This window comes from Neobacillus rhizophilus (assembly GCF_018343535.1).
Classification (GTDB): Bacteria; Bacillota; Bacilli; order Bacillales; family Cytobacillaceae; genus Neobacillus; species Neobacillus rhizophilus.
This window is the reverse complement of record NZ_JAGYPF010000010.1, coordinates 13,059-32,624: the sequence shown is the minus strand read 5'-3', so window position 1 is coordinate 32,624 and position 19,566 is coordinate 13,059. Positions and strand designations below refer to the sequence as shown.

General features: G+C 42.4%; 17 protein-coding genes. All 17 read left to right on the top strand.

Annotated features, from left to right (window positions below; all coding sequences use genetic code 11):
- Nucleotides 1–52 precede the first annotated feature (52 nt).
- Nucleotides 53–1,426, top strand: coding sequence for a bifunctional UDP-N-acetylglucosamine diphosphorylase/glucosamine-1-phosphate N-acetyltransferase GlmU (gene glmU / locus KHA99_RS29960; RefSeq protein ID WP_213121143.1), 1,374 nt, complete (start codon nt 53–55; stop codon nt 1,424–1,426).
- A gap of 24 nt (nt 1,427–1,450) precedes the next feature.
- Nucleotides 1,451–2,407, top strand: a complete 957-nt coding sequence (locus KHA99_RS29955) for a ribose-phosphate diphosphokinase (protein WP_213121142.1) — start codon at nt 1,451–1,453, stop codon at nt 2,405–2,407.
- Between the two features lie 242 nt (nt 2,408–2,649).
- Nucleotides 2,650–3,285 (top strand): 50S ribosomal protein L25/general stress protein Ctc, encoded by a 636-nt coding sequence (locus KHA99_RS29950; RefSeq protein ID WP_213121141.1) that lies wholly within the window; start codon nt 2,650–2,652, stop codon nt 3,283–3,285.
- A 615-nt stretch (nt 3,286–3,900) separates the two neighbouring features.
- The gene (gene pth / locus KHA99_RS29945; protein WP_213121167.1) at nt 3,901–4,464 is read left to right on the top strand and encodes an aminoacyl-tRNA hydrolase; all 564 of its coding nucleotides are present in this window, start codon (nt 3,901–3,903) and stop codon (nt 4,462–4,464) included.
- 125 nt (nt 4,465–4,589) lie between these two features.
- Nucleotides 4,590–4,820 (top strand): anti-sigma-F factor Fin, encoded by a 231-nt coding sequence (gene fin, locus KHA99_RS29940; protein ID WP_213121140.1) that lies wholly within the window; start codon nt 4,590–4,592, stop codon nt 4,818–4,820.
- An 86-nt stretch (nt 4,821–4,906) separates the two neighbouring features.
- Nucleotides 4,907–8,443 carry a transcription-repair coupling factor gene (gene mfd, locus KHA99_RS29935; protein WP_213121139.1) on the top strand — a complete coding sequence of 1,179 codons (3,537 nt, stop codon included), beginning with the start codon at nt 4,907–4,909 and terminating at the stop codon, nt 8,441–8,443.
- A 222-nt stretch (nt 8,444–8,665) separates the two neighbouring features.
- The gene (gene spoVT, locus KHA99_RS29930; protein WP_213121138.1) at nt 8,666–9,202 is read left to right on the top strand and encodes a stage V sporulation protein T; all 537 of its coding nucleotides are present in this window, start codon (nt 8,666–8,668) and stop codon (nt 9,200–9,202) included.
- 202 nt (nt 9,203–9,404) lie between these two features.
- On the top strand, nt 9,405–11,027 hold the full coding sequence (locus KHA99_RS29925) for a putative polysaccharide biosynthesis protein (protein WP_307852221.1): 1,623 nt from the start codon (nt 9,405–9,407) through the stop codon (nt 11,025–11,027).
- Between the two features lies 1 nt (nt 11,028).
- Nucleotides 11,029–12,501 (top strand): bifunctional methyltransferase/pyrophosphohydrolase YabN, encoded by a 1,473-nt coding sequence (gene yabN, locus KHA99_RS29920; protein ID WP_213121137.1) that lies wholly within the window; start codon nt 11,029–11,031, stop codon nt 12,499–12,501.
- Between the two features lie 87 nt (nt 12,502–12,588).
- The gene (locus KHA99_RS29915; protein WP_213121136.1) at nt 12,589–12,867 is read left to right on the top strand and encodes an RNA-binding S4 domain-containing protein; all 279 of its coding nucleotides are present in this window, start codon (nt 12,589–12,591) and stop codon (nt 12,865–12,867) included.
- A gap of 113 nt (nt 12,868–12,980) precedes the next feature.
- On the top strand, nt 12,981–13,283 hold the full coding sequence (gene yabP, locus KHA99_RS29910; protein ID WP_213121135.1) for a sporulation protein YabP: 303 nt from the start codon (nt 12,981–12,983) through the stop codon (nt 13,281–13,283).
- Entirely contained in the window at nt 13,280–13,912 is a 633-nt protein-coding gene (yabQ, locus tag KHA99_RS29905; protein WP_213121134.1) for a spore cortex biosynthesis protein YabQ, read from the top strand. The genes yabP and yabQ overlap by 4 nt, the downstream gene beginning before the upstream one ends.
- Nucleotides 13,913–13,924: 12 nt before the next feature.
- Nucleotides 13,925–14,308: an FtsB family cell division protein gene (locus tag KHA99_RS29900; protein WP_213121133.1), complete on the top strand. Its 384-nt coding sequence runs from the start codon at nt 13,925–13,927 to the stop codon at nt 14,306–14,308.
- 93 nt (nt 14,309–14,401) lie between these two features.
- On the top strand, nt 14,402–14,836 hold the full coding sequence (locus KHA99_RS29895) for a S1 domain-containing RNA-binding protein (RefSeq protein ID WP_213121132.1): 435 nt from the start codon (nt 14,402–14,404) through the stop codon (nt 14,834–14,836).
- A 255-nt stretch (nt 14,837–15,091) separates the two neighbouring features.
- Nucleotides 15,092–17,566, top strand: coding sequence for a stage II sporulation protein E (gene spoIIE, locus KHA99_RS29890; RefSeq protein ID WP_213121131.1), 2,475 nt, complete (start codon nt 15,092–15,094; stop codon nt 17,564–17,566).
- A 93-nt stretch (nt 17,567–17,659) separates the two neighbouring features.
- A complete protein-coding gene (locus KHA99_RS29885; protein WP_213121130.1) occupies nt 17,660–18,397 on the top strand; it encodes a VWA domain-containing protein in 738 nt (245 codons plus the stop codon).
- Nucleotides 18,366–19,379 carry a serine/threonine protein kinase PrkT gene (gene prkT, locus KHA99_RS29880; protein ID WP_213121129.1) on the top strand — a complete coding sequence of 338 codons (1,014 nt, stop codon included), beginning with the start codon at nt 18,366–18,368 and terminating at the stop codon, nt 19,377–19,379. The genes KHA99_RS29885 and prkT overlap by 32 nt, the downstream gene beginning before the upstream one ends.
- Nucleotides 19,380–19,566 lie beyond the last annotated feature (187 nt).

Below are 19,566 nucleotides of genomic sequence, written 5' to 3'. Positions count from 1 at the left end.
TTACGATAATATTTTTTATGGATAAGAAGGTTGAAAAATGGAGGATCAGTCCATGTCAAATCGTTATGCTGTGATTTTGGCCGCCGGGCAAGGAACGCGGATGAAATCAAAGCTTTATAAGGTATTGCACCCAGTGTGCGGAAAACCAATGGTACAGCATGTTGTAGATCAAGTCAAAAAACTTGATATTAAGGATATCGTGACCATCATCGGCCATGGTGCCGAAAAAGTACGGGCCCAATTAGGTGATGAGAGTCTGTATGCCCTGCAAGAAAAGCAGCTAGGGACAGCTCATGCGGTGATGCAGGCTGCCAGCATGCTTGAGGGAAAAGAGGGAACAACGATTGTCGTATGCGGAGATACGCCGCTCATTAAAGCAGAAACGATGGAGGCTTTATTTAAAGAGCATGTAGAAGCAAAGGCAAAAGCCTCGATTCTTACGGCAAAAATCGACAATCCTGCCGGTTATGGCCGTATCGTTCGCAATGAAAGTGGTTTTGTTGAAAAAATCGTGGAGCATAAAGATGCCACGGAAGAAGAGCGGAAGATCAACGAAATAAACACAGGAACATACTGCTTTGACAATCAGGCTTTATTCGAAGCACTGAAAAATGTTTCAAATGATAATGTGCAGGGAGAATATTATTTACCGGACGTTATTGAAATCTTGAAGAAGCAGGGAGAAATCGTTACAGCTTACCAAACTGAAGATTTGGATGAGACTCTAGGGGTTAATGACCGCGTGGCTTTGGCAGAAGCAGAACGGATTATGCGTGGGCGCATTAATGAAGCCCAAATGCGCAATGGGGTAACCATTATTGACCCGCAAAACAGCTATATCGAAGCTGATGTACAAATTGGACCTGATACGGTTATCCATCCAGGAACAATCCTAAAAGGTGAAACTGTTATCGGGGCAGATTGCATCATTGGCCCACATTCAGAAATTGCTAACTGCCATGTTGGCGATGAGACGGTTATCCGTCAATCTGCCGCTTATAATAGTTCGATTGGCTCCCATGTCAATATTGGGCCGTTCGCCCATATCCGCCCGGATTCAGCAATTGCTGATGAGGTGAAAATCGGCAACTTTGTGGAAATCAAAAAGGCTGTATTCGGTCAAGGAAGCAAAGCGTCCCATCTGAGCTATATCGGTGATGCGGAGGTTGGCAGCGACGTCAATATCGGCTGCGGCTCTATCACGGTTAATTACGATGGTAAAAATAAATATTTAACAAAGATTGAAGATCATGTGTTTATTGGCTGTAATTCCAACTTGGTTGCTCCAGTCACGATTGGCGAAGGAGCTTATGTAGCTGCTGGTTCCACTGTCACAAAGAATGTTCCTGGAAATGCATTGGCGATTGCCAGAGCACATCAAGTGAATAAAGAAAATTATGTTGAAAAGCTAAATATAAAGAAATAAGCGAAATTAAAATGGAGGGCCCTCATGTCGAACCAATATTTAGATCCAAACTTAAAGGTATTTAGTTTAAACTCCAATGTTGCACTAGCTAGAGAAATTGCAAAGGTAATTGGGGTAGAGCTTGGAAAGAGCTCGGTTACAAGATTCAGTGACGGTGAAATTCAAATTAATATTGAAGAGAGTATCCGCGGCTGTGATGTCTATGTCATCCAATCGACAAGTGCACCAGTAAATGAAAATATCATGGAACTATTAATCATGATTGATGCGCTAAAGAGGGCTTCTGCCAAAACAATCAATATTGTTATGCCGTATTATGGCTATGCCCGTCAGGACCGGAAAGCGCGCGCCCGTGAACCAATCACTTCGAAATTAGTGGCCAATCTGCTTGAGACTGCCGGTGCGACCCGCGTGCTGACCCTTGATTTGCATGCACCGCAGATCCAAGGATTTTTCGATATTCCAATCGACCATCTTATGGGTGTGCCGATTTTATCGGAATACTTTAGAAATAAAGAATTAAATGGTGATATTGTGGTTGTTTCGCCAGACCATGGCGGCGTAACGAGAGCCAGAAAAATGGCTGAACGCCTCAAGGCGCCAATCGCAATTATCGACAAACGCCGTCCAAGACCAAATGTGGCAGAGGTTATGAATATCGTTGGTAACATTGAAGGCAAAGTTGCCATTTTAATTGATGATATTATTGATACAGCAGGGACCATTACCCTTGCCGCTAACGCGTTAGTAGAAAACGGGGCAAAGGAAGTTTATGCCTGCTGTACACATCCAGTTTTATCGGGCCCTGCCATTGAAAGAATTCAGAATTCCAAAATCAAAGAATTGGTTGTAACAAATTCTATTGATCTTCCGGAAGAAAAGAAAATTGAAAAAATCCAAAGCTTGTCTGTTGCGCCATTAATCGGCGAAGCGATTATTCGCATCCACGAAGAGCAATCAGTCAGCACATTGTTTGATTAAGATTAATCTAAGGTGAACAGTCCCGCTTTTCTATTGTCTAGCTCCAGGCGCCATCGGCTCGAGGTCACAAGCCAATCCGTCCAAAAGGTTAAAAAGCAACCTTTCGGCCGGCTCGTCTTGTGCTTGTCGCCGATAGGCGGGCGCCTTTAGCTTTTCTAAAAAGAAACAGTACAAATATGTTTAGACCTTCCTTTTTTGGGGAAATTTTATATAGATAAATGAAATAGGAAGGTGGACTATACATGAGTACTGTTTTACAAGCGAAGGAGCGGAAGGAGCTGCGCCGTTCGGAATTGAGGAAAATCCGCGATAACGGCAATATCCCTGCTGTGGTATATGGAGCAAAAGTTGAGAGCAAGCCGGTGTTTGTCAGTGGGGCTGATTTTACAAAAACCATTCGCACTGTAGGCAGAAACGGAATCATTTCACTCGATGTTGATGGCAGCAAACAGGATGTTATATTAACGGCTTACCAAGAGGATGCCATTAAAAAAGAAGTTATTCATGTTGATTTTCTAGCCGTTGATAAGTCATCAAAAGTAACAGTTGATGTTAGACTTGTTTTGGCTGGAGAAGCAGCGGGCGTGAAGGACGGCGGCGTTCTGCAGCAGCCATTGCATCAGCTTTCCATCACGACCACACCAGACAATATTCCGCCGCAGATTGAAGTAGATGTTTCTCATTTGCAGGTAGGCGAAACTATTCTGGCGGGGGATATTCCAGCCTTTGATTTTACGATTAATCATGAGGATAGTGAAGTAATTGCCTCCATTCTGCCTCCGAAGGTAGAAGTGGAAATTAATGCTGGCGAGCAGCAGGAAGGCGGTCACCCTGACAACGAAGAAGGCAGGGAAACAGAGCCTGAAGGGAAAGAATAGAAATAGACGTAACCTAGCTTTAGGTTACGTCTTTTGTTGCATTATCCTTAAAGGAGAAGTGCGGGAGGAGCATGCCGTTAATAACAAAGGTTATTGGAGCTCAAACTGGTTACAAAAATGGAAAAAGGGTCGCCAATAAGGGCTATTGGAGCCCAAACCGGTCCCGAAATCAGAGAAAAGGTCACCAATAAAGGTTATTGGAGCCTAAACCGGTTCCGAAAAATGAAAAAAGGGTCACCAATACGGGCTATTGGAGCCCAAACAGGTTCTGAAAAATGGAAAAAGGTCGCCAATAAGGGCTATTGGAGCCCAAACCGGTTCTGAAAAATGGAAAAAGGGTCACCAATAAGGGCTATTGGAGCCCAAACCGGTTCTGGAAAATGAAAAAAGGGTCACCAATAAGGGCTATTGGAGCCCAAACCGGTTCTGGAAAATGAAAAAAGGTCGCCAATAAGGGCTATTGGAGCCCAAACCGGTCCCGAAATCAGAGAAAAGGTCACCAATAAAGGTTATTGGGGCCCAAAATGAGCCCAATCTTTGAAAAAAGAGGATAACATTATGTTTCGAAAATTTTTTAACAGGCGGGCGAAACAGGAAGAGGAGGCGGGAGTCCCTATGAAATTAATCGTTGGATTAGGCAACCCTGGGAAACAGTACGATCAAACCCGGCACAATGTCGGCTTTGAAGTCATTGACGAGTTGGCAAACCGGTTGCAAATCCCCCTTAATCAGTCAAAATTTAAAGGTTTGTACGGCATGGGCAATCACAAAGGGGAAAAGGTATTGCTGTTAAAGCCGCTGACCTATATGAATTTATCTGGAGAATCTATCAGCGCGGTGATGGATTATTATAAAATAGAGTTAGAAGACCTTGTCGTTATCTATGATGACCTTGATTTGCCGGTTGGGAAAATCCGCCTGCGCCAAAAGGGGAGTCCAGGCGGTCATAATGGCATTAAATCAACAGTGGCCCATCTTGGCACTCAAGCCTTTAACCGTATCCGGATTGGAATTGACCGGCCGCATCCACCGGGAATCAGCGTTCCTGACTATGTGCTGGGAAGGTTCCGCCCCGAAGAGCAGCAGCCAATCAAAGAAGCGGTGGAAAAAAGTGCAGATGCCTGTGAGGCATGGCTGGAACGGCCATTTTTGCAGGTTATGAACGATTATAATCAGTGAATTGTTCATGATAAAGAAGGATCTTTCATACAATAAAGACAAGAAACGGGAGAGTTGAGAATGAATAAGTTCCTCCTGCAAGGTTCATACTATTATCAAGGAATCTTGAGATCAGGAGGGATTGTATGGCCATCCATTACCATTGCCGCCATTGTGGCTCAAATATTGGTTCAATTCAGCAAACGTCCATCCATTCAGAAGCGCTTGGACTTCATAGATTAACGGACCAAGAGAGACAGGATATGGTTACTTATGATAATTCAGGAGATATTCATATAAAGGCAATTTGCGAGGACTGTCAGGAAGCATTAGAGAAGAATCCAGATTTTCACCAATATGATTATCTTATTCATTAACCAGCTTTGGAGGGGAAATCCAAAGCGTTTTTCTATTTAAGAAATGAACTTGATAGATGCAAACATGTACGGGAGGAGGAGAAACTTTGGAGGGGTTAAAATCACTATTCCTTCAGCAGGAAGATATTTACTCGGTTATTTCCGGAGTAGAAGAGGGGTTAAGGGAACAGCTTATTGCGGGCCTATCCGGCTCATCGAGAACAGTGCTGACAGCTGCAATCTACGAAAAAATGAAAAGACCAATAATGGTTGTCACCCATAATTTGCTGCAGGCACAAAAACTTTATGATGACATTGCAAATTTAGTGAATGAAAAGGAAGTTTTTCTTTTTCCTGCAAATGAGTTAATTGCTGCTGAAATGAGCATTGCCAGTCCAGAGCTCAAGGCGCAGCGGATGGAAGCTTTAAATTATTGGAGCAAACAGACCAGGGGAATCATGATTGTCCCGATTGCCGGATTAAAGAAAATCCTCCCTCCAAAATCACTGTGGGAAAAATACCAGCTTTCCTTAAAAGTAGGAGAAGATATCAATCTTGATTCATTGTTAAACATCCTCGTGCAAATGGGGTATGTACGGGGAGAAATGGTATCCACACCGGGTGAATTTAGTGTAAGAGGCGGCATCATTGATATTTATCCATTAACAGAGGAAAACCCGCTGCGCATTGAACTGTTTGATACAGAAATCGATTCGATTCGTTATTTTTCTCTAGAGGATCAAAGATCAAAGGAAAAGGTGTCCGAGGTCTTTATCGGACCAGCAACAGAGGTATTATTAGAGGCAGAACATTATAGCCGCATGGTTGGAAAAATAGAAGATGGTTTAGGGATTAGTCTAAGGAAATTAAAAAATGATAAAGCAAAAATCGAACTTAGCCAAAATATCAGCTTCGAACTCGAGCAGTTGAAAAATGGCCAAAAGCCCGATCAGGTTTTTAAATACCTGTCACTGGCCTATGAAACCCCTAGTAGTTTACTAGACTATCTGCCTAAGAACGGGCTGGTTATAATCGATGAAATCAGCAGGATTCAAGAGATGAATGAATCCCTTGTGAAAGAGGAGGCAGAGTGGTATACAGCTTTACTTGCTGAAGGGCAAATTATCCATGATGTACAAATATCCCACGATTTGCAGGCGTTTTTGCAAAGAAAGCAATTTCCAATTCTTTATATGTCGTTATTTTTACGGCATGTGGCCAATACCAGCCCGCAAAATATTATTAATATTTCCTGCCGGTCGATGCAGAATTTTCACGGGCAGATGCATTTGTTGAAATCAGAAATAGAAAGATGGAAAAAAGGGAATTATACCATTTTATTTTTAGGGGCTAACGAAGAGAGAGTTGCCAAGCTAGAACGGGTGCTCGAAGACTATGAAATTGACGCAAATGTTACCTCCGAGAACCAGCAGCTTTTACCGGGGAAAACCCAGATTATAAGGGGAAATCTGCAGACGGGGTTTGAACTTTCAATTCAGAAAATTGCCGTTATTACGGAGGAAGAGCTCTTTAATAAACGGGTGAAACGGTCCTCCAGCCGTCAAAAGCTATCCAATGCCGAGCGGATTAAAAGCTACTCGGAGTTGAAGATTGGCGATTATGTTGTTCATGTGAATCATGGAATAGGAAAGTATTTAGGCATTGAAACTCTTGTGATAAACGGGATTCATAAGGATTATCTACATATCCGCTATCAAGGGACAGATAAACTCTATGTACCTGTAGAACAAATCGACCTTGTCCAGAAGTATGTCGGTTCTGAAGGAAAAGAGCCGAAAATCTATAAACTCGGCGGTACCGATTGGAAGAAGGTAAAGAAAAAGGTTCAATCATCGGTAGAGGATATAGCCGACGATTTAATCAAATTATATGCCGAGCGGGAAGCGGCAGTCGGTTACGCCTTTACACCGGATGGGGATATGCAGCGGGAGTTTGAAACATCATTTGCTTATCGTGAAACAGATGACCAGCTTCGGTCGATTCATGAAATCAAAAAGGATATGGAACGGCCGCGGCCAATGGACCGGTTATTATGCGGCGATGTCGGTTATGGGAAAACAGAGGTCGCTATCCGCGCCGCTTTTAAAGCAATTGCTGACGGTAAACAGGTGGCATTCCTTGTACCGACGACGATTTTAGCACAGCAGCATCACGAAACATTAAGAGAGAGATTTCAAGACTTTCCGATTAATATCGGCTTATTAAGCAGGTTCCGTACGAAAAAACAACAAACAGAAACAATCAAAGGGCTGAAGGCAGGAACTGTGGATATAGTCGTTGGCACCCATCGCCTGCTCTCAAAAGACATTGTTTATCATGATTTGGGATTGTTAATTATTGATGAGGAACAAAGATTTGGTGTTTCACATAAAGAGAAAATCAAAAAACTGAAAACAAATATTGATGTGTTAACCTTAACGGCGACACCAATCCCAAGAACGCTGCATATGTCGATGCTTGGCGTAAGGGACTTATCGGTCATTGAAACGCCGCCGGAAAACCGTTTCCCAGTGCAGACCTATGTAATGGAATACAATGGTGCCTTGGTAAGGGAAGCGATTGAGCGCGAGCTTGCCCGCGACGGACAAGTATACTTTTTATATAACCGCGTCGAGGATATCGACCGGAAGGCAGAGGAAATTTCCATGCTGGTGCCGGACGCAAGGGTCACCTTTGCCCATGGCCAGATGTCGGAAAACGAGCTTGAATCGGTGATGCTTGGTTTTTTGGCGGGTGATTTCGATGTCCTTGTCAGTACGACCATTATTGAAACCGGTGTCGATATACCGAATGTTAATACTTTGATTGTCCATGATGCCGATCGCATGGGACTCTCCCAGCTTTATCAGCTCCGCGGCCGGGTCGGAAGATCAAACAGGGTGGCCTATGCTTATTTCACATATCGGAAGGATAAGGTTTTGACAGAGGTAGCTGAAAAACGTCTCGAGGCGATAAAAGAATTTACCGAGTTAGGATCCGGTTTTAAAATTGCGATGAGGGACCTGTCCATCCGCGGTGCAGGAAATTTACTCGGCGCCCAGCAGCATGGATTTATTGATTCAGTAGGGTTTGACCTTTATTCGCAAATGCTCAAAGAGGCAATTGAGGAACGGAAGGGTGACCTTAAGGCTGAGGCAAAACCTTCAGTGGAAATTGACCTTGAAATTGATGCCTATATTCCAGATTCCTATATCCGGGACGGCCATCAAAAAATCGAAATGTATAAACGCTTCAGAGGAGCTTTGGCACTTGAGGATATTGACGAGCTGCAGTCTGAAATGCTCGACCGCTTTGGTGAATATCCTGACGAGGTCGGCTACCTATTCCAAATTGCCGAAATGAAGGTATACGCCATCCAAAATGGCGTAGAGCTGATTAAACAGGTCAAGCAGGATGTCACGATTTTATTAACGGAAGAAATGACAAACACGATTGAAGGCAGCAAGCTTTTCCATATTGGCAACCGCTTTGGAAGAGCCGTTACCCCGGGTATGGAAGGACGTAAGCTGAAAATCATGATTAAAACAAAGGACCTTGAGACTGCACAATGGCTTAATATTGTGTTTGAAATGATCAAGGGAATTTCTTTGGCGAAAAAAGAACAGGGAAATCCTGTGAATTAACGAAAAGGGCCTGACCCCAACATTAACGCATTAAAGCGGGGTTCAGGCCCTTTTATGTGATGTTGGGAATCTTTCCTGAATATGTGAAAAAAATATGTCCTATGTGAATAGAACTTTCCAGTTGAAAGATACTAAGTTCAAAGTTGGTGATGATTTCAATTAAAGGAAATTAAGTCACTCACCAAGTTGAAAAATCATCAGATGAAAGTGAGGCAACATTGGATGAAAGCAACTGGAATAGTTCGTCGAATCGATGATTTGGGTCGTGTTGTAATTCCTAAAGAAATACGCAGAACGCTGCGTATCCGTGAAGGGGATCCGTTAGAGATCTTCGTGGACAGGGATGGAGAAGTCATTTTAAAGAAGTATTCACCAATCAGCGAATTAAGCGATTTTGCCAAAGAATATGCTGAAGCCCTATTTGACAGCCTCGGTAATCCTGTTTTAATTTGTGATAGAGATGCGTATATTGCTGTTGCAGGCGGTTCTAAGAAAGATTATTTAAATAAAAATATCAGTGATTTAGTCGAGAAAACAATGGAGGATCGCAACTCCATGCTCAGTACCCAGCAGGGCGATGTTGCCTTGGTTGAGGGTAACGACGAACCAGTAACATCTTATACAATCGGGCCAATAATTGCAAATGGCGACCCGATTGGGGCAGTTATCATTTTTTCAAAGGAAGGCTCCCTTGGTGAGGTTGAACAAAAAGCAGTTGAAACGGCCGCAGGTTTCCTCGCTAGACAAATGGAGCAATAAAATGCAGTATAACATTAAAAAAGGCAGCCAGCGCTGCCTTTTTTAATGTTTGCTAATAAGAAAGAGTGAAATTTTTACAAAATTTCACCCTTTCTTTAACGTATAAATTCAACTACGGCTCATGAACCGTCCTATCAGACTCGCCAATCGCCGAGTTTTCATTTATAATGGATGCGCTTATGCTAATTAGGCAGGTGAAACTGTGAAAAATATCAATCCTTCAAAGGCTGTGTTTAAAGGGGCCTTTATTTTAGCTTTATCGGCACTGATTACCAAAATTTTAAGTGCTTTTTACCGTATTCCCTTTCAAAACATTGTCGGGGATATCGGGTTTTACATATATCAGCAGGTTTATCCATTTTATGGGGTGGCTGTTGTTCTTTCTACTACCGGATTTCCGGTTGTCATATCAAAGCTGTATGCTGAGCTGCTGGAAAAAGGCGACCAGGAAAAGTCACGCCTTCTTCTATTTTTATCGTTTATCTATTTGCAGGTATTCGGCCTTCTTTGTTTTCTTGTTCTTTATTTTGGGGCCGGTCAGCTGTCTCTTTGGATGAAGGATCCTCATCTGGCCGTCATCATCCGGGTAGTTTCGATAGTTTTTTTAACCTTTCCATTTGTCTCGGTTTTGCGGGGCTATTATCAGGGAAAAGGCGATATGGTACCGACCGCTTTATCTCAAGTGGCAGAACAAACAATCCGCGTTGTCACGATTCTTTTTCTATCATGGCTGTTAATGGAAAAAGGAGTTTCCCTCTATCTTGTCGGCGGGGGCGCGATGTTTGGGTCGATTACAGGCAGTTTGGTTTCTGGGCTTATTTTGTTTATGTTTTTGTGGATTCGTAAAGAATGGAAACTAATGGCGCCAAATAAAGGTAATTTAAAGACGAGCGCCCTTCAGGTAAAGCGGATCTTTAAAGCGCTCACGTTTCAAGGACTTACTATTTGTGTAAGCGGCATGCTGATGATTTTTATTCAAATGGCGGATTCTTTAAACCTCTATTCTCTGCTCGTTTCGAATGGAACCCCCGGGGATATGGCAAAAAGCTTAAAAGGAATCTTTGACCGCGGCCAGCCGCTCATCCAGCTGGGAACAATTGCGGCTTCTTCGATGTCGTTAACTTTGGTGCCGTTGATTAGCCGCGAGAGGCTTGCTTCCAAACCGGAATTTTTACACCACAAAATTCAATTGGCGCTAAAAGTAAGTATCGTTATTGGCGTAGGGGCTTCTGCTGGATTATGGGCGATTATTCGTCCGGCCAACACTATGCTGTTTGAGAATGATTATGGTTCAGATGTTTTAGGGATGCTTAGTTTTGTTATTTTGTTTACATCAATGATTGCAACGATTGTTGCCATTCTCCAGGGATTAGGCAGCTTTGCCCTTCCAGCTTTGGCGGTGGCAGCGATATTTCCTGTTAAGTATGTATTAAACATGATATTCGTACCAACGTTAGGTACAATGGGGGCAGCACTTTCTACTTTGTTATCGCTCGGTATTATTATCATTTTATTATTTATTCATTTTAAAAAAATTGCGCCCCTCCCGCTATTTCATCTTCGTTTTATAAGGACTGTTTTGGTGGCGGCGCTAGCTATGGTTCTTTTTTTGAAAGGCTGGCTGTTCCTAGCAGGACTTCTATTGGAACCACTTGGATTAAGCCGCTTTGGTGCAGCTATCCAGTCTTTAAGTGCTGTATTTTCTGGTGGAATTCTATTCACGTTGATTATTATTAGAGGACGCACTTTTCTAGAGGAAGAGCTTGCCCTTTTCCCGTTTGGCAGTAAACTCATTCATTTTATGGCTCGAAAGGATCGAAGATAATATGGCGAAAAAAATTGAAATTGTCGGATTGGGTGCAGGAGATCTGCAGCAGCTTCAGGTCGGCGTTTATCGAAAACTTATTAAAGGACAGCAGCTTTTTTTGCGAACAAAGGAGCATCCGGTAGTCGCAGAGTTAGTGAAGGAAGGAATGGTTTATACTTCCTTTGATTCCGTTTATGAAAAGCATGAGCAGTTTGAGGATGTCTATCAGGAAATTGCCGAAACCTTGCTGGAGAAGGCGCAATCGGAATCAGTAACCTATGCTGTGCCCGGGCATCCCCTTGTAGCAGAGCGGACGGTCCAAATCCTTTTGGAAAATGGGGCAAAGGCCGGGGTTGAAATTGTCATTGGCGGAGGTCAAAGCTTTATCGATGCTTTATTCACTTCCTTAAAAATTGACCCTATTGACGGGTTTCAGCTGTTAGACGGCACCTCGCTTGAGGCGGGACAGCTCCAAATAGACCAGCATATCATCATCAGCCAGGTCTATGATGCCTTTGTTGCTTCGAATGTGAAATTAACCTTAATGGAGAAGCTTCCGGATGATTATGAGGTATATATTGTCTCTGCAGCAGGCAGTCAAGAAGAGTCAATTATGAAAGTACCTTTATATGAAGTAGACCGGAATTTATCTATTGAAAATTTAAGGTCCATCTACGTTCCTCCGGTACAGGAGGAAGAAATTTTATGGAGAACCTTCCCCAAGCTGCGCAACATTATTGCCCATTTGAGGGGACCAAATGGCTGCCCATGGGATAAAGAACAAACCCATGAGTCATTAAAGAAATATTTAATTGAAGAAACGTATGAAGTGATTGAAGCGATTAATAGCGAGGATATTGACCATCTCATCGAAGAATTGGGAGATGTTCTGTTGCAGGTTTTGCTGCACGCACAAATTGGCGAGGATGATGGGTATTTCTCCATTGAGGATGTGATTGAAGGCTTGTCCGCGAAGATGGTCCGCCGCCATCCTCATGTTTTTGGAGGTGCTGAAGCGGCTAATGCCAATGAGGTGGTCAAGAATTGGCAGGAGATTAAGAAGCAGGAAAAAGGCGGGGAGCACGCTGATGTCTCCTTGCTTGCCGGAGTTTCGCTGGCCCTGCCTAATCTGCTGCGCGCCTATGAGCTCCAAAAGAAAGCGGCAAAGGTGGGCTTTGATTGGAAGGAAATTGGCCCTGCCTTGGAGAAAGTTAAAGAGGAGCTGGATGAATTTATTGCCGAACTTGATGGAACGGAAGAGGGTCATGTCCGTGCAAATAAAGAATTCGGCGATTTATTGTTTGCGTTTGTCAATGTCGCCCGGTTTTTAAAAATTAATCCGGAAGAAGCTTTGTTTGCAACAAATGAAAAGTTTATTCGGCGTTTTCAGTACATTGAAGAGAAGGTAAAGATGAGCGGAAAAGCTATCGAAGCCCATTCCCTCAAGGAATTGGATCAGTACTGGGATGAGGCAAAATTAAAAGGGCTATGATGCATGGGGATGCATGGGGACGGTTCTCATGCATCAATGCTGGAATTATCCCAAAATTAAAAGGGATTTAGAAAGGGTCGAGTTAACATGCGTTTAGATAAATTTTTAAAGGTATCAAGGTTAATTAAAAGAAGAACACTGGCAAAAGAAGTGTCAGACCAAGGGAGAATTGAAATCAACGGTAAAGAGGCAAAAGCAAGCTCTACTGTAAAGGTCGGAGATGAATTAACACTCCGCCTTGGCCCTAGGAGAATTACCGTCCGAATTGAACGAATTCAGGAAACTACCCGTAAGGAAGAAGCAGCAGAAATGTATACAATTCTAAAAGAAGAACGGGTCGGCTATTCCGAGGAGCAAAACGACTAATGATGTTCTAATTCTTTTACCTCACACATAGAAATGTACAAAAAGGTTGTACAAATAGAAAAGCGGAAGCTCCTTGGCGCTGAAGCTGGACAAATGATTGTGAGGGATGAAGGATGAGCCAATATTATGATAATACTCCTGCTAAAAGCAGTATTCCTGACCACGATGTGATTATGAGAGGAAGAAAGCTTCTTGATATTACCGGTGTGAAGCAAGTGGAAAGCTTTGATAATGAGGAGTTTTTATTAGAAACTTCAATGGGCTTTTTAGCGATCAAGGGACAAAACCTGCAAATGAAGAACCTGGATGTTGAAAAAGGGATTGTTTCGATTAAAGGGAAAATATTTGATTTGGTCTATCTTGATGAACACCACGGGGAGAAGGCTAAAGGATTCTTTAGCAAGTTGTTCCGATGACCCTTTCTGCGCAATTTCTGACAATGCTTTCCATGATTGGCATGGGGTCATTATTTGGGGCAATGCTTGACACGTATCATCGGTTTTTAAAGAGGCCCCATCGAAAAGGCTGGATTGTATTTTTAAATGATCTGTTATTTTGGATGATTCAAGCCTTACTAATCTTTTATGCGTTATTTTTAGCAAATAACGGAGAATTGCGGTTTTATATTTTTATAGCTCTTCTATGTGGATTCGCTGCCTATCAAAGCTTATTAAAAGCGATGTACCTGAGGCTCCTGGAGCTTTTAATTGAGACTGTCATCTCCATCTCCCGATTTACAAAAAGAACCTTCCTCCTCTTGATTTATAAACCAATTGTCGGACTGATCCAGCTTGTCATCGCCATCCTATTAACATTTGGCAGGGGGTTATTATCCCTTGTCAAATTTATTTGGAAGGTCCTTCTTTATATCCTGAACGTGCTATTTGTCATTGTGAAGAAGATTTTGTTTGTTTTTTGGAAACTTTTGCCGAAAGGTATTAAAAAATCCGTCGAGAAGTTATATAATAGAACGGCAGGAAAATCAAAGGAAATCGTGAATTATATTAGTAAGTGGATGGACAAGTTGAGAAAAAGAAAAGAGTAAGGAAGGATATAAATGGGAGCAGAACAACAAAAAGCAGTATCAAAAATCCAAACAGCTTATGTCCAACAGCAGGAATATGCTGAAATTGCATCAGCCCGCAGGAAAAAGCTGCTTCTCAGACGGCTGTCACTGTTTTTTGTGTTTGCCTGTTTGCTTTCTTATTTTATGATATCCAGTTATCTTTCCCAAACAAGAATCTTGGAGGCGAAAGTGGCGGAGAAGCGGAAGCTTGATCATCAGCTGGCAGATTTAAAAAAGCAAGAGAAGATATTAAAAGAGAACATCGTCAAATTAAATGATGATGATTACATTGCGAAGCTTGCCCGCAAAGAGTATTTTTTCTCGGACAAGAACGAAATAATCTTTAATATTCCAGAAGAAAAGAAGGAAAAATGAACCAATATGTAGTGTTATTGACACTCAATTTTGCCTTTCTGTATAATATATAGTAAGATGATTTTTAAATTTTTAAGGAGGAACATTTTTTTTATGTCAATCGAAGTAGGCAGCAAGTTACAGGGAAAGGTGACAGGCATTACAAATTTCGGAGCGTTTGTGGAGCTGCCGGATGGTTCAACTGGACTCGTTCACATCAGTGAGGTCGCAGACAACTATGTAAAAGATATCAATGATCATCTTAAAGTTGGCGACCAGGTTGAAGTGAAGGTTCTTAATGTTGAGAAAGATGGGAAGATTGGACTATCCATCAAAAAAGCAAAAGATAGACCGGAACCAGAGAAAAAACATTCACACTCCCATTCGCAACGTCCTCGTCAGGGAAGGGCAAACGATCGTAATAATAATAGACCGGAATCCTTCGAGCAAAAAATGGCAAGATTCTTAAAAGACAGTGAAGATCGTTTATCTTCCCTAAAGCGGCACACCGAGTCCAAGCGCGGCGGAAGAGGAGCTAGACGGGGGTAACTTGCTGCAGACTTTTTAAACAAATAGAGCAGGTTTTACAAAAAGACAGGTCGTAATGGCCTGTCTTTTTTTTTGTACCAATATGTATTAAAAACTTTGAAATAATGACAACAAATTAAGATAGATAATATTATTTGATTGAAAATAGTGAAAACCGTCGAACGATTCTTTGAACTCGTTCACTATTATGACAAACTTTTAAATCTAGCAAACTTATAATAGATTCTAACAATAATGAATCGGGAGTGTGGATATATGGAAAAGCCAAATGCGAGTTTAATAGAACCGATCGGGGAAGTCAATCTTCACACGCCAAAATGGAATTTTAACTATGGATTTAAAAAGCTTCAATTTTTGCTAGAGTCCTTTTTTATTAAAAAGGGATTTCTATTATTAATCGTGGGATTTTTACTTGGACGAGCCCTGATATTGGCAAAGTTGACTCCGTTCAGTCTTCCCTTTTTTGCTGCTGTTTATTTCATTAAAAAGGATCGGGCACCGCTCGCCCTGATTGGACTGGTTACAGGGGCCGCTACCCTGTCATTAGGAAATGCCGCCTTTACCTTTATTGTCACTTTTCTGTTCTTATTTATTTACCGTATCAGTCAAAAATGGCTGAACAATGAAATGAGAGCACTGCCCTTTTTTGTGGGGATTATTTTAGGGCTTTCGAAATTGGCTGAAGCCTTTATTCTCTCCCGAGCCATAACCCTTTATGATGTCATGATGGTTGGGGTTCAGGCCAGCCTTGCTTTTATTTTGACGATGATTTTCCTGCAGAGCATTCCACTGCTAACGGCTAATAAACGCAGGCAGCTATTAAAAACAGAAGAAATCGTCTGCTTGATTATCATGCTGGCTTCGATTATGACGGGAACGATTGGCTGGAAGGTCTATGATCTATCGCTTGAACATGTCTTGTCCCGTTATTTGGTTCTCGTCTTTTCTTTTATAGCAGGAGCAACTGTCGGGTCAACGGTTGGGGTTGTCACTGGTCTAATTTTCAGCCTGGCAAGTGTGTCGAGTTTCTATCATATGAGTCTATTAGCCTTCTCAGGTGTTTTAGGGGGTCTCCTCAAGGAAGGAAAAAAGATTGGTGTATCCGTTGGCTTGTTTATCGCTACCCTGCTGATTGGCATGTACGGTGAAGGGGGCGGCTCACTGCTGTTGACAATCTATGAAACAGCGGCAGCTATTTGTTTATTCCTGTTAACACCCCAAAGCTTAACCTCCAGGCTGGCAAAGTATATACCCGGAACACCCGAGCATATGGCTGAGCAGCAAAAATATATGAGAAAAATGCGCGATGTAACGGCCCAAAGGGTTTCGCAATTTTCAAATGTCTTTCATGCCCTCTCCAAAAGCTTTTCACAAACGGATGCATTTCCCGTTGAAAATGAAGATGAACGGGAAATGGATTACTTCATGAGTCATGTAACCGAAAAGACATGCCAAACCTGCTTTAAAAAAGAGCAGTGCTGGGCAAAGAATTTTAGTACAACCTATGCTTGCATGGAGGAAATTATTCATGAAATGGATCAAAACGACGGCAATATTTCTTTAAGGATGTCAAGAGAATGGGAAAAGCTTTGTTCGCGGCCAAAAAAGGTGTATGAAACAATTGCCCAGGAACTGACCTTTTACCAGGCCAATATAAAATTGAAGAAAAAAGTACACGAAAGCCGAAAGCTGGTTGCCGACCAACTTTTAGGTGTTTCCGAAGTGATGAACAATTTCGCCAAGGAAATCCAGCGTGAGCGGGAAAATTACTACAAACAGGAGGAGCAAATCATGGAGGCCATGCAAGGATTTGGCATCCATATTGAACAGGTGGAAATTTACAGCTTGGAGCCGGGAAATGTTGATATTGAGATGTCTGTTCCATTTTGCAATGGCCACGGGGAGTGTGAAAAATTAATTGCCCCAATGCTGTCCGATATTCTTGGGGAAACGATTGTGGTTAGATTGGAGGAATGTGCAACCTATTCAAATGGCTTCTGCCATGTTGTCTTTAGGTCTTCAAAGGCCTATACGGTCGACACGGGTGTAGCTCATGCTGCCAAGGATGGCGGTTTAGTGTCCGGTGACAGCCATTCCACAATTGAATTGGGACTTGGAAAAATGGCGCTCGCCATCAGTGACGGAATGGGGAATGGCGAACGGGCTCATTATGAGAGTGATGAGACACTAAAGCTGTTGCAAAAAATTCTTCAATCAGGCATTGAAGAAAAAATCGCCATCAAATCGGTTAATTCCATCCTCTCACTGCGGACAACCGATGAAATATTCTCCACATTGGACTTGGCGATGATCGATTTAAAAAACGCATCTGCCAAATTTCTTAAAATAGGATCTACGCCGAGCTTTATTAAAAGGGGGAAAAAAGTCATTAAGATACAGGCAAGCAACCTGCCGATGGGAATTCTTCAGGATTTTGAGGTAGATGTAGTGGATGAACAGTTAAAGGCAGGGGACTTGTTAATTATGATGAGCGACGGTGTCTTTGAGGGGCCGAAGCATGTAGAAAATTATGATTTATGGATGAAACGGAAAATCCTTGAATTGGAAACAGATGACCCGCAAGAGGTAGCTGATTTAATCCTAGAAGATGTGATTCGCTCCAAATCAGAAATAATTGACGATGATATGACCGTCATGGTGGCAAAGATCAGACATAATACACCGAAATGGGCAACTATTCCTGTTCAAAAGATGAAGCGCCAAGCGTAACTAATTATTTTACGCCGGATTCTGCTAATTTATGTATAAATATTTTTTCCCTCGTCGACAATGATACCAATTCATTTGTGGAGGGAGAAGGTTATGTACACAGGGAAGATTCGCCAAATCCTATTAATTACAGATGGCTGCTCCAATCAGGGTGAGGACCCGATTGCGATGGCGGCACTAGCTCATGAACAGGGAATAACCGTCAATGTCATTGGTGTAATGGAGCATGATGTCATTGATGAAAAAGGAATGACAGAAATAGAAGGAATCGCTGCTTCAGGCGGGGGCGTGAGCCAGATAGTCTATGCCGAGGCGCTCTCACAAACGGTTCAAATGGTCACAAGAAAAGCAATGAACCAAACCATCCAAGGGGTGGTAAATCGGGAATTGCAGCAAATCCTCGGCCGTTCCAAGACAATGGAGGACCTGCCCCCGGAAAAAAGAGGCGAAGTGATGGAGGTTGTCGACGAACTCGGCGAGACTGTCGAATTAGAGGTGTTGATTCTTGTCGATACAAGCGCGAGCATGAAGCAAAAGCTTCCGACCGTAAAAGAGGCGCTGCTTGACCTTTCACTAAGTTTAAACGCAAGGTCAGGAGATAACCAATTTTCTGTTTATGTATTTCCCGGGAAAAAGAATGATGTCGAAAGATTGCTGGATTGGACGCCAAACCTACAAAATTTGACAAGCATCTTTTCCAAATTGACTACAGGGGGAATAACGCCGACAGGGCCAGCCATCCGGACTGCTTTAACGTCCTTTAATCAAAAACGATCATTAAGGAGTCTCTTATCAGACGATGATGAATCATACATGGAAGAATCAATATAAACTCAGTCCGGGAACAAATGTTACAGGGAGATGGCATTCCAAACAATATAAAATCATAAAGGAACTAGGATTTGGAGCAAACGGGGTGGTCTACCTTGCAAAGAATAATAATACACAGGTCGCTCTAAAAATGAGCGATAACGGTATGTCCATCACGTCTGAGGTAAACGTTTTAAAATCCTTTGCAAAGGTCCAGGGCCAAGAAACCCTTGGGCCTTCTTTGTTTGATGTCGATGATTGGCAAGTTGGCAGAGGGAACTCCCGCCCTATTTCGTTTTATGTGATGGAATATATTCAGGGGCCCGATTTGCTTTCCTTTTTAGAGCAGAAGGGAAAATCATGGATGCCGATTTTGTTCCTGCAATTATTAAATGATTTGGATAAGCTGCATGGCAGCGGCTGGATTTTTGGGGACTTAAAGCCAGAAAACCTGATTGTGACTGGACCTCCTCCGAAAATCAGGTGCATTGATGTCGGCGGAACAACGATTGAGGGAAGAGCCATTAAAGAATTCACGGAGTTCTATGATCGCGGCTATTGGGGCTTGGGCTCCAGAAAGGCCGAAGCAACCTATGATTTGTTCTCGGCAGCGATGATGATGATTAATACTGCATATCCTAAGCGTTTTAAAAAAACAACAGGCGGAATAGAGCAATTAAGGGAGGCGATTCGTTTAAAACCGGAACTGCATCGCTATGAACGGGTTATCCTAAAGGCTTTAATGGGACATTATCCTAGTGCCAGCCAAATGAGATCAGACCTATTGGACACCATTAGCGACCAGCCAAAAAAGGATTCCAAACCAGTATCCAAAGGAAGCAGACCCAGCCAGCATTCAACACAATCTCCAAAAGGGAATATTAACATTTCCCGCCGCGATTTCCGAAAGAAAAAGAAAAAAAGCGGCTGGCTAGAATTTTTCTTTATCGCCATAGTGCTAAGTGTATTGTATGGGCTATATATTTTTTTAAAACTGCTTTAAATGAAAACTCGCCGATTGGCGAGTCCGTAAGGACGATGACAGAGGCGTAGTTGAATTTATGCGTTAAGGAAGAATAAAATTTGGAAAAATTTTATTCTTTCTTATTAGCAAAAAAATGAAACTTTTTTATTCTTTCTCCGTAAATAACAAGAGTTTAGGTTTTTATGAAATATTTCTTTTTCAAACT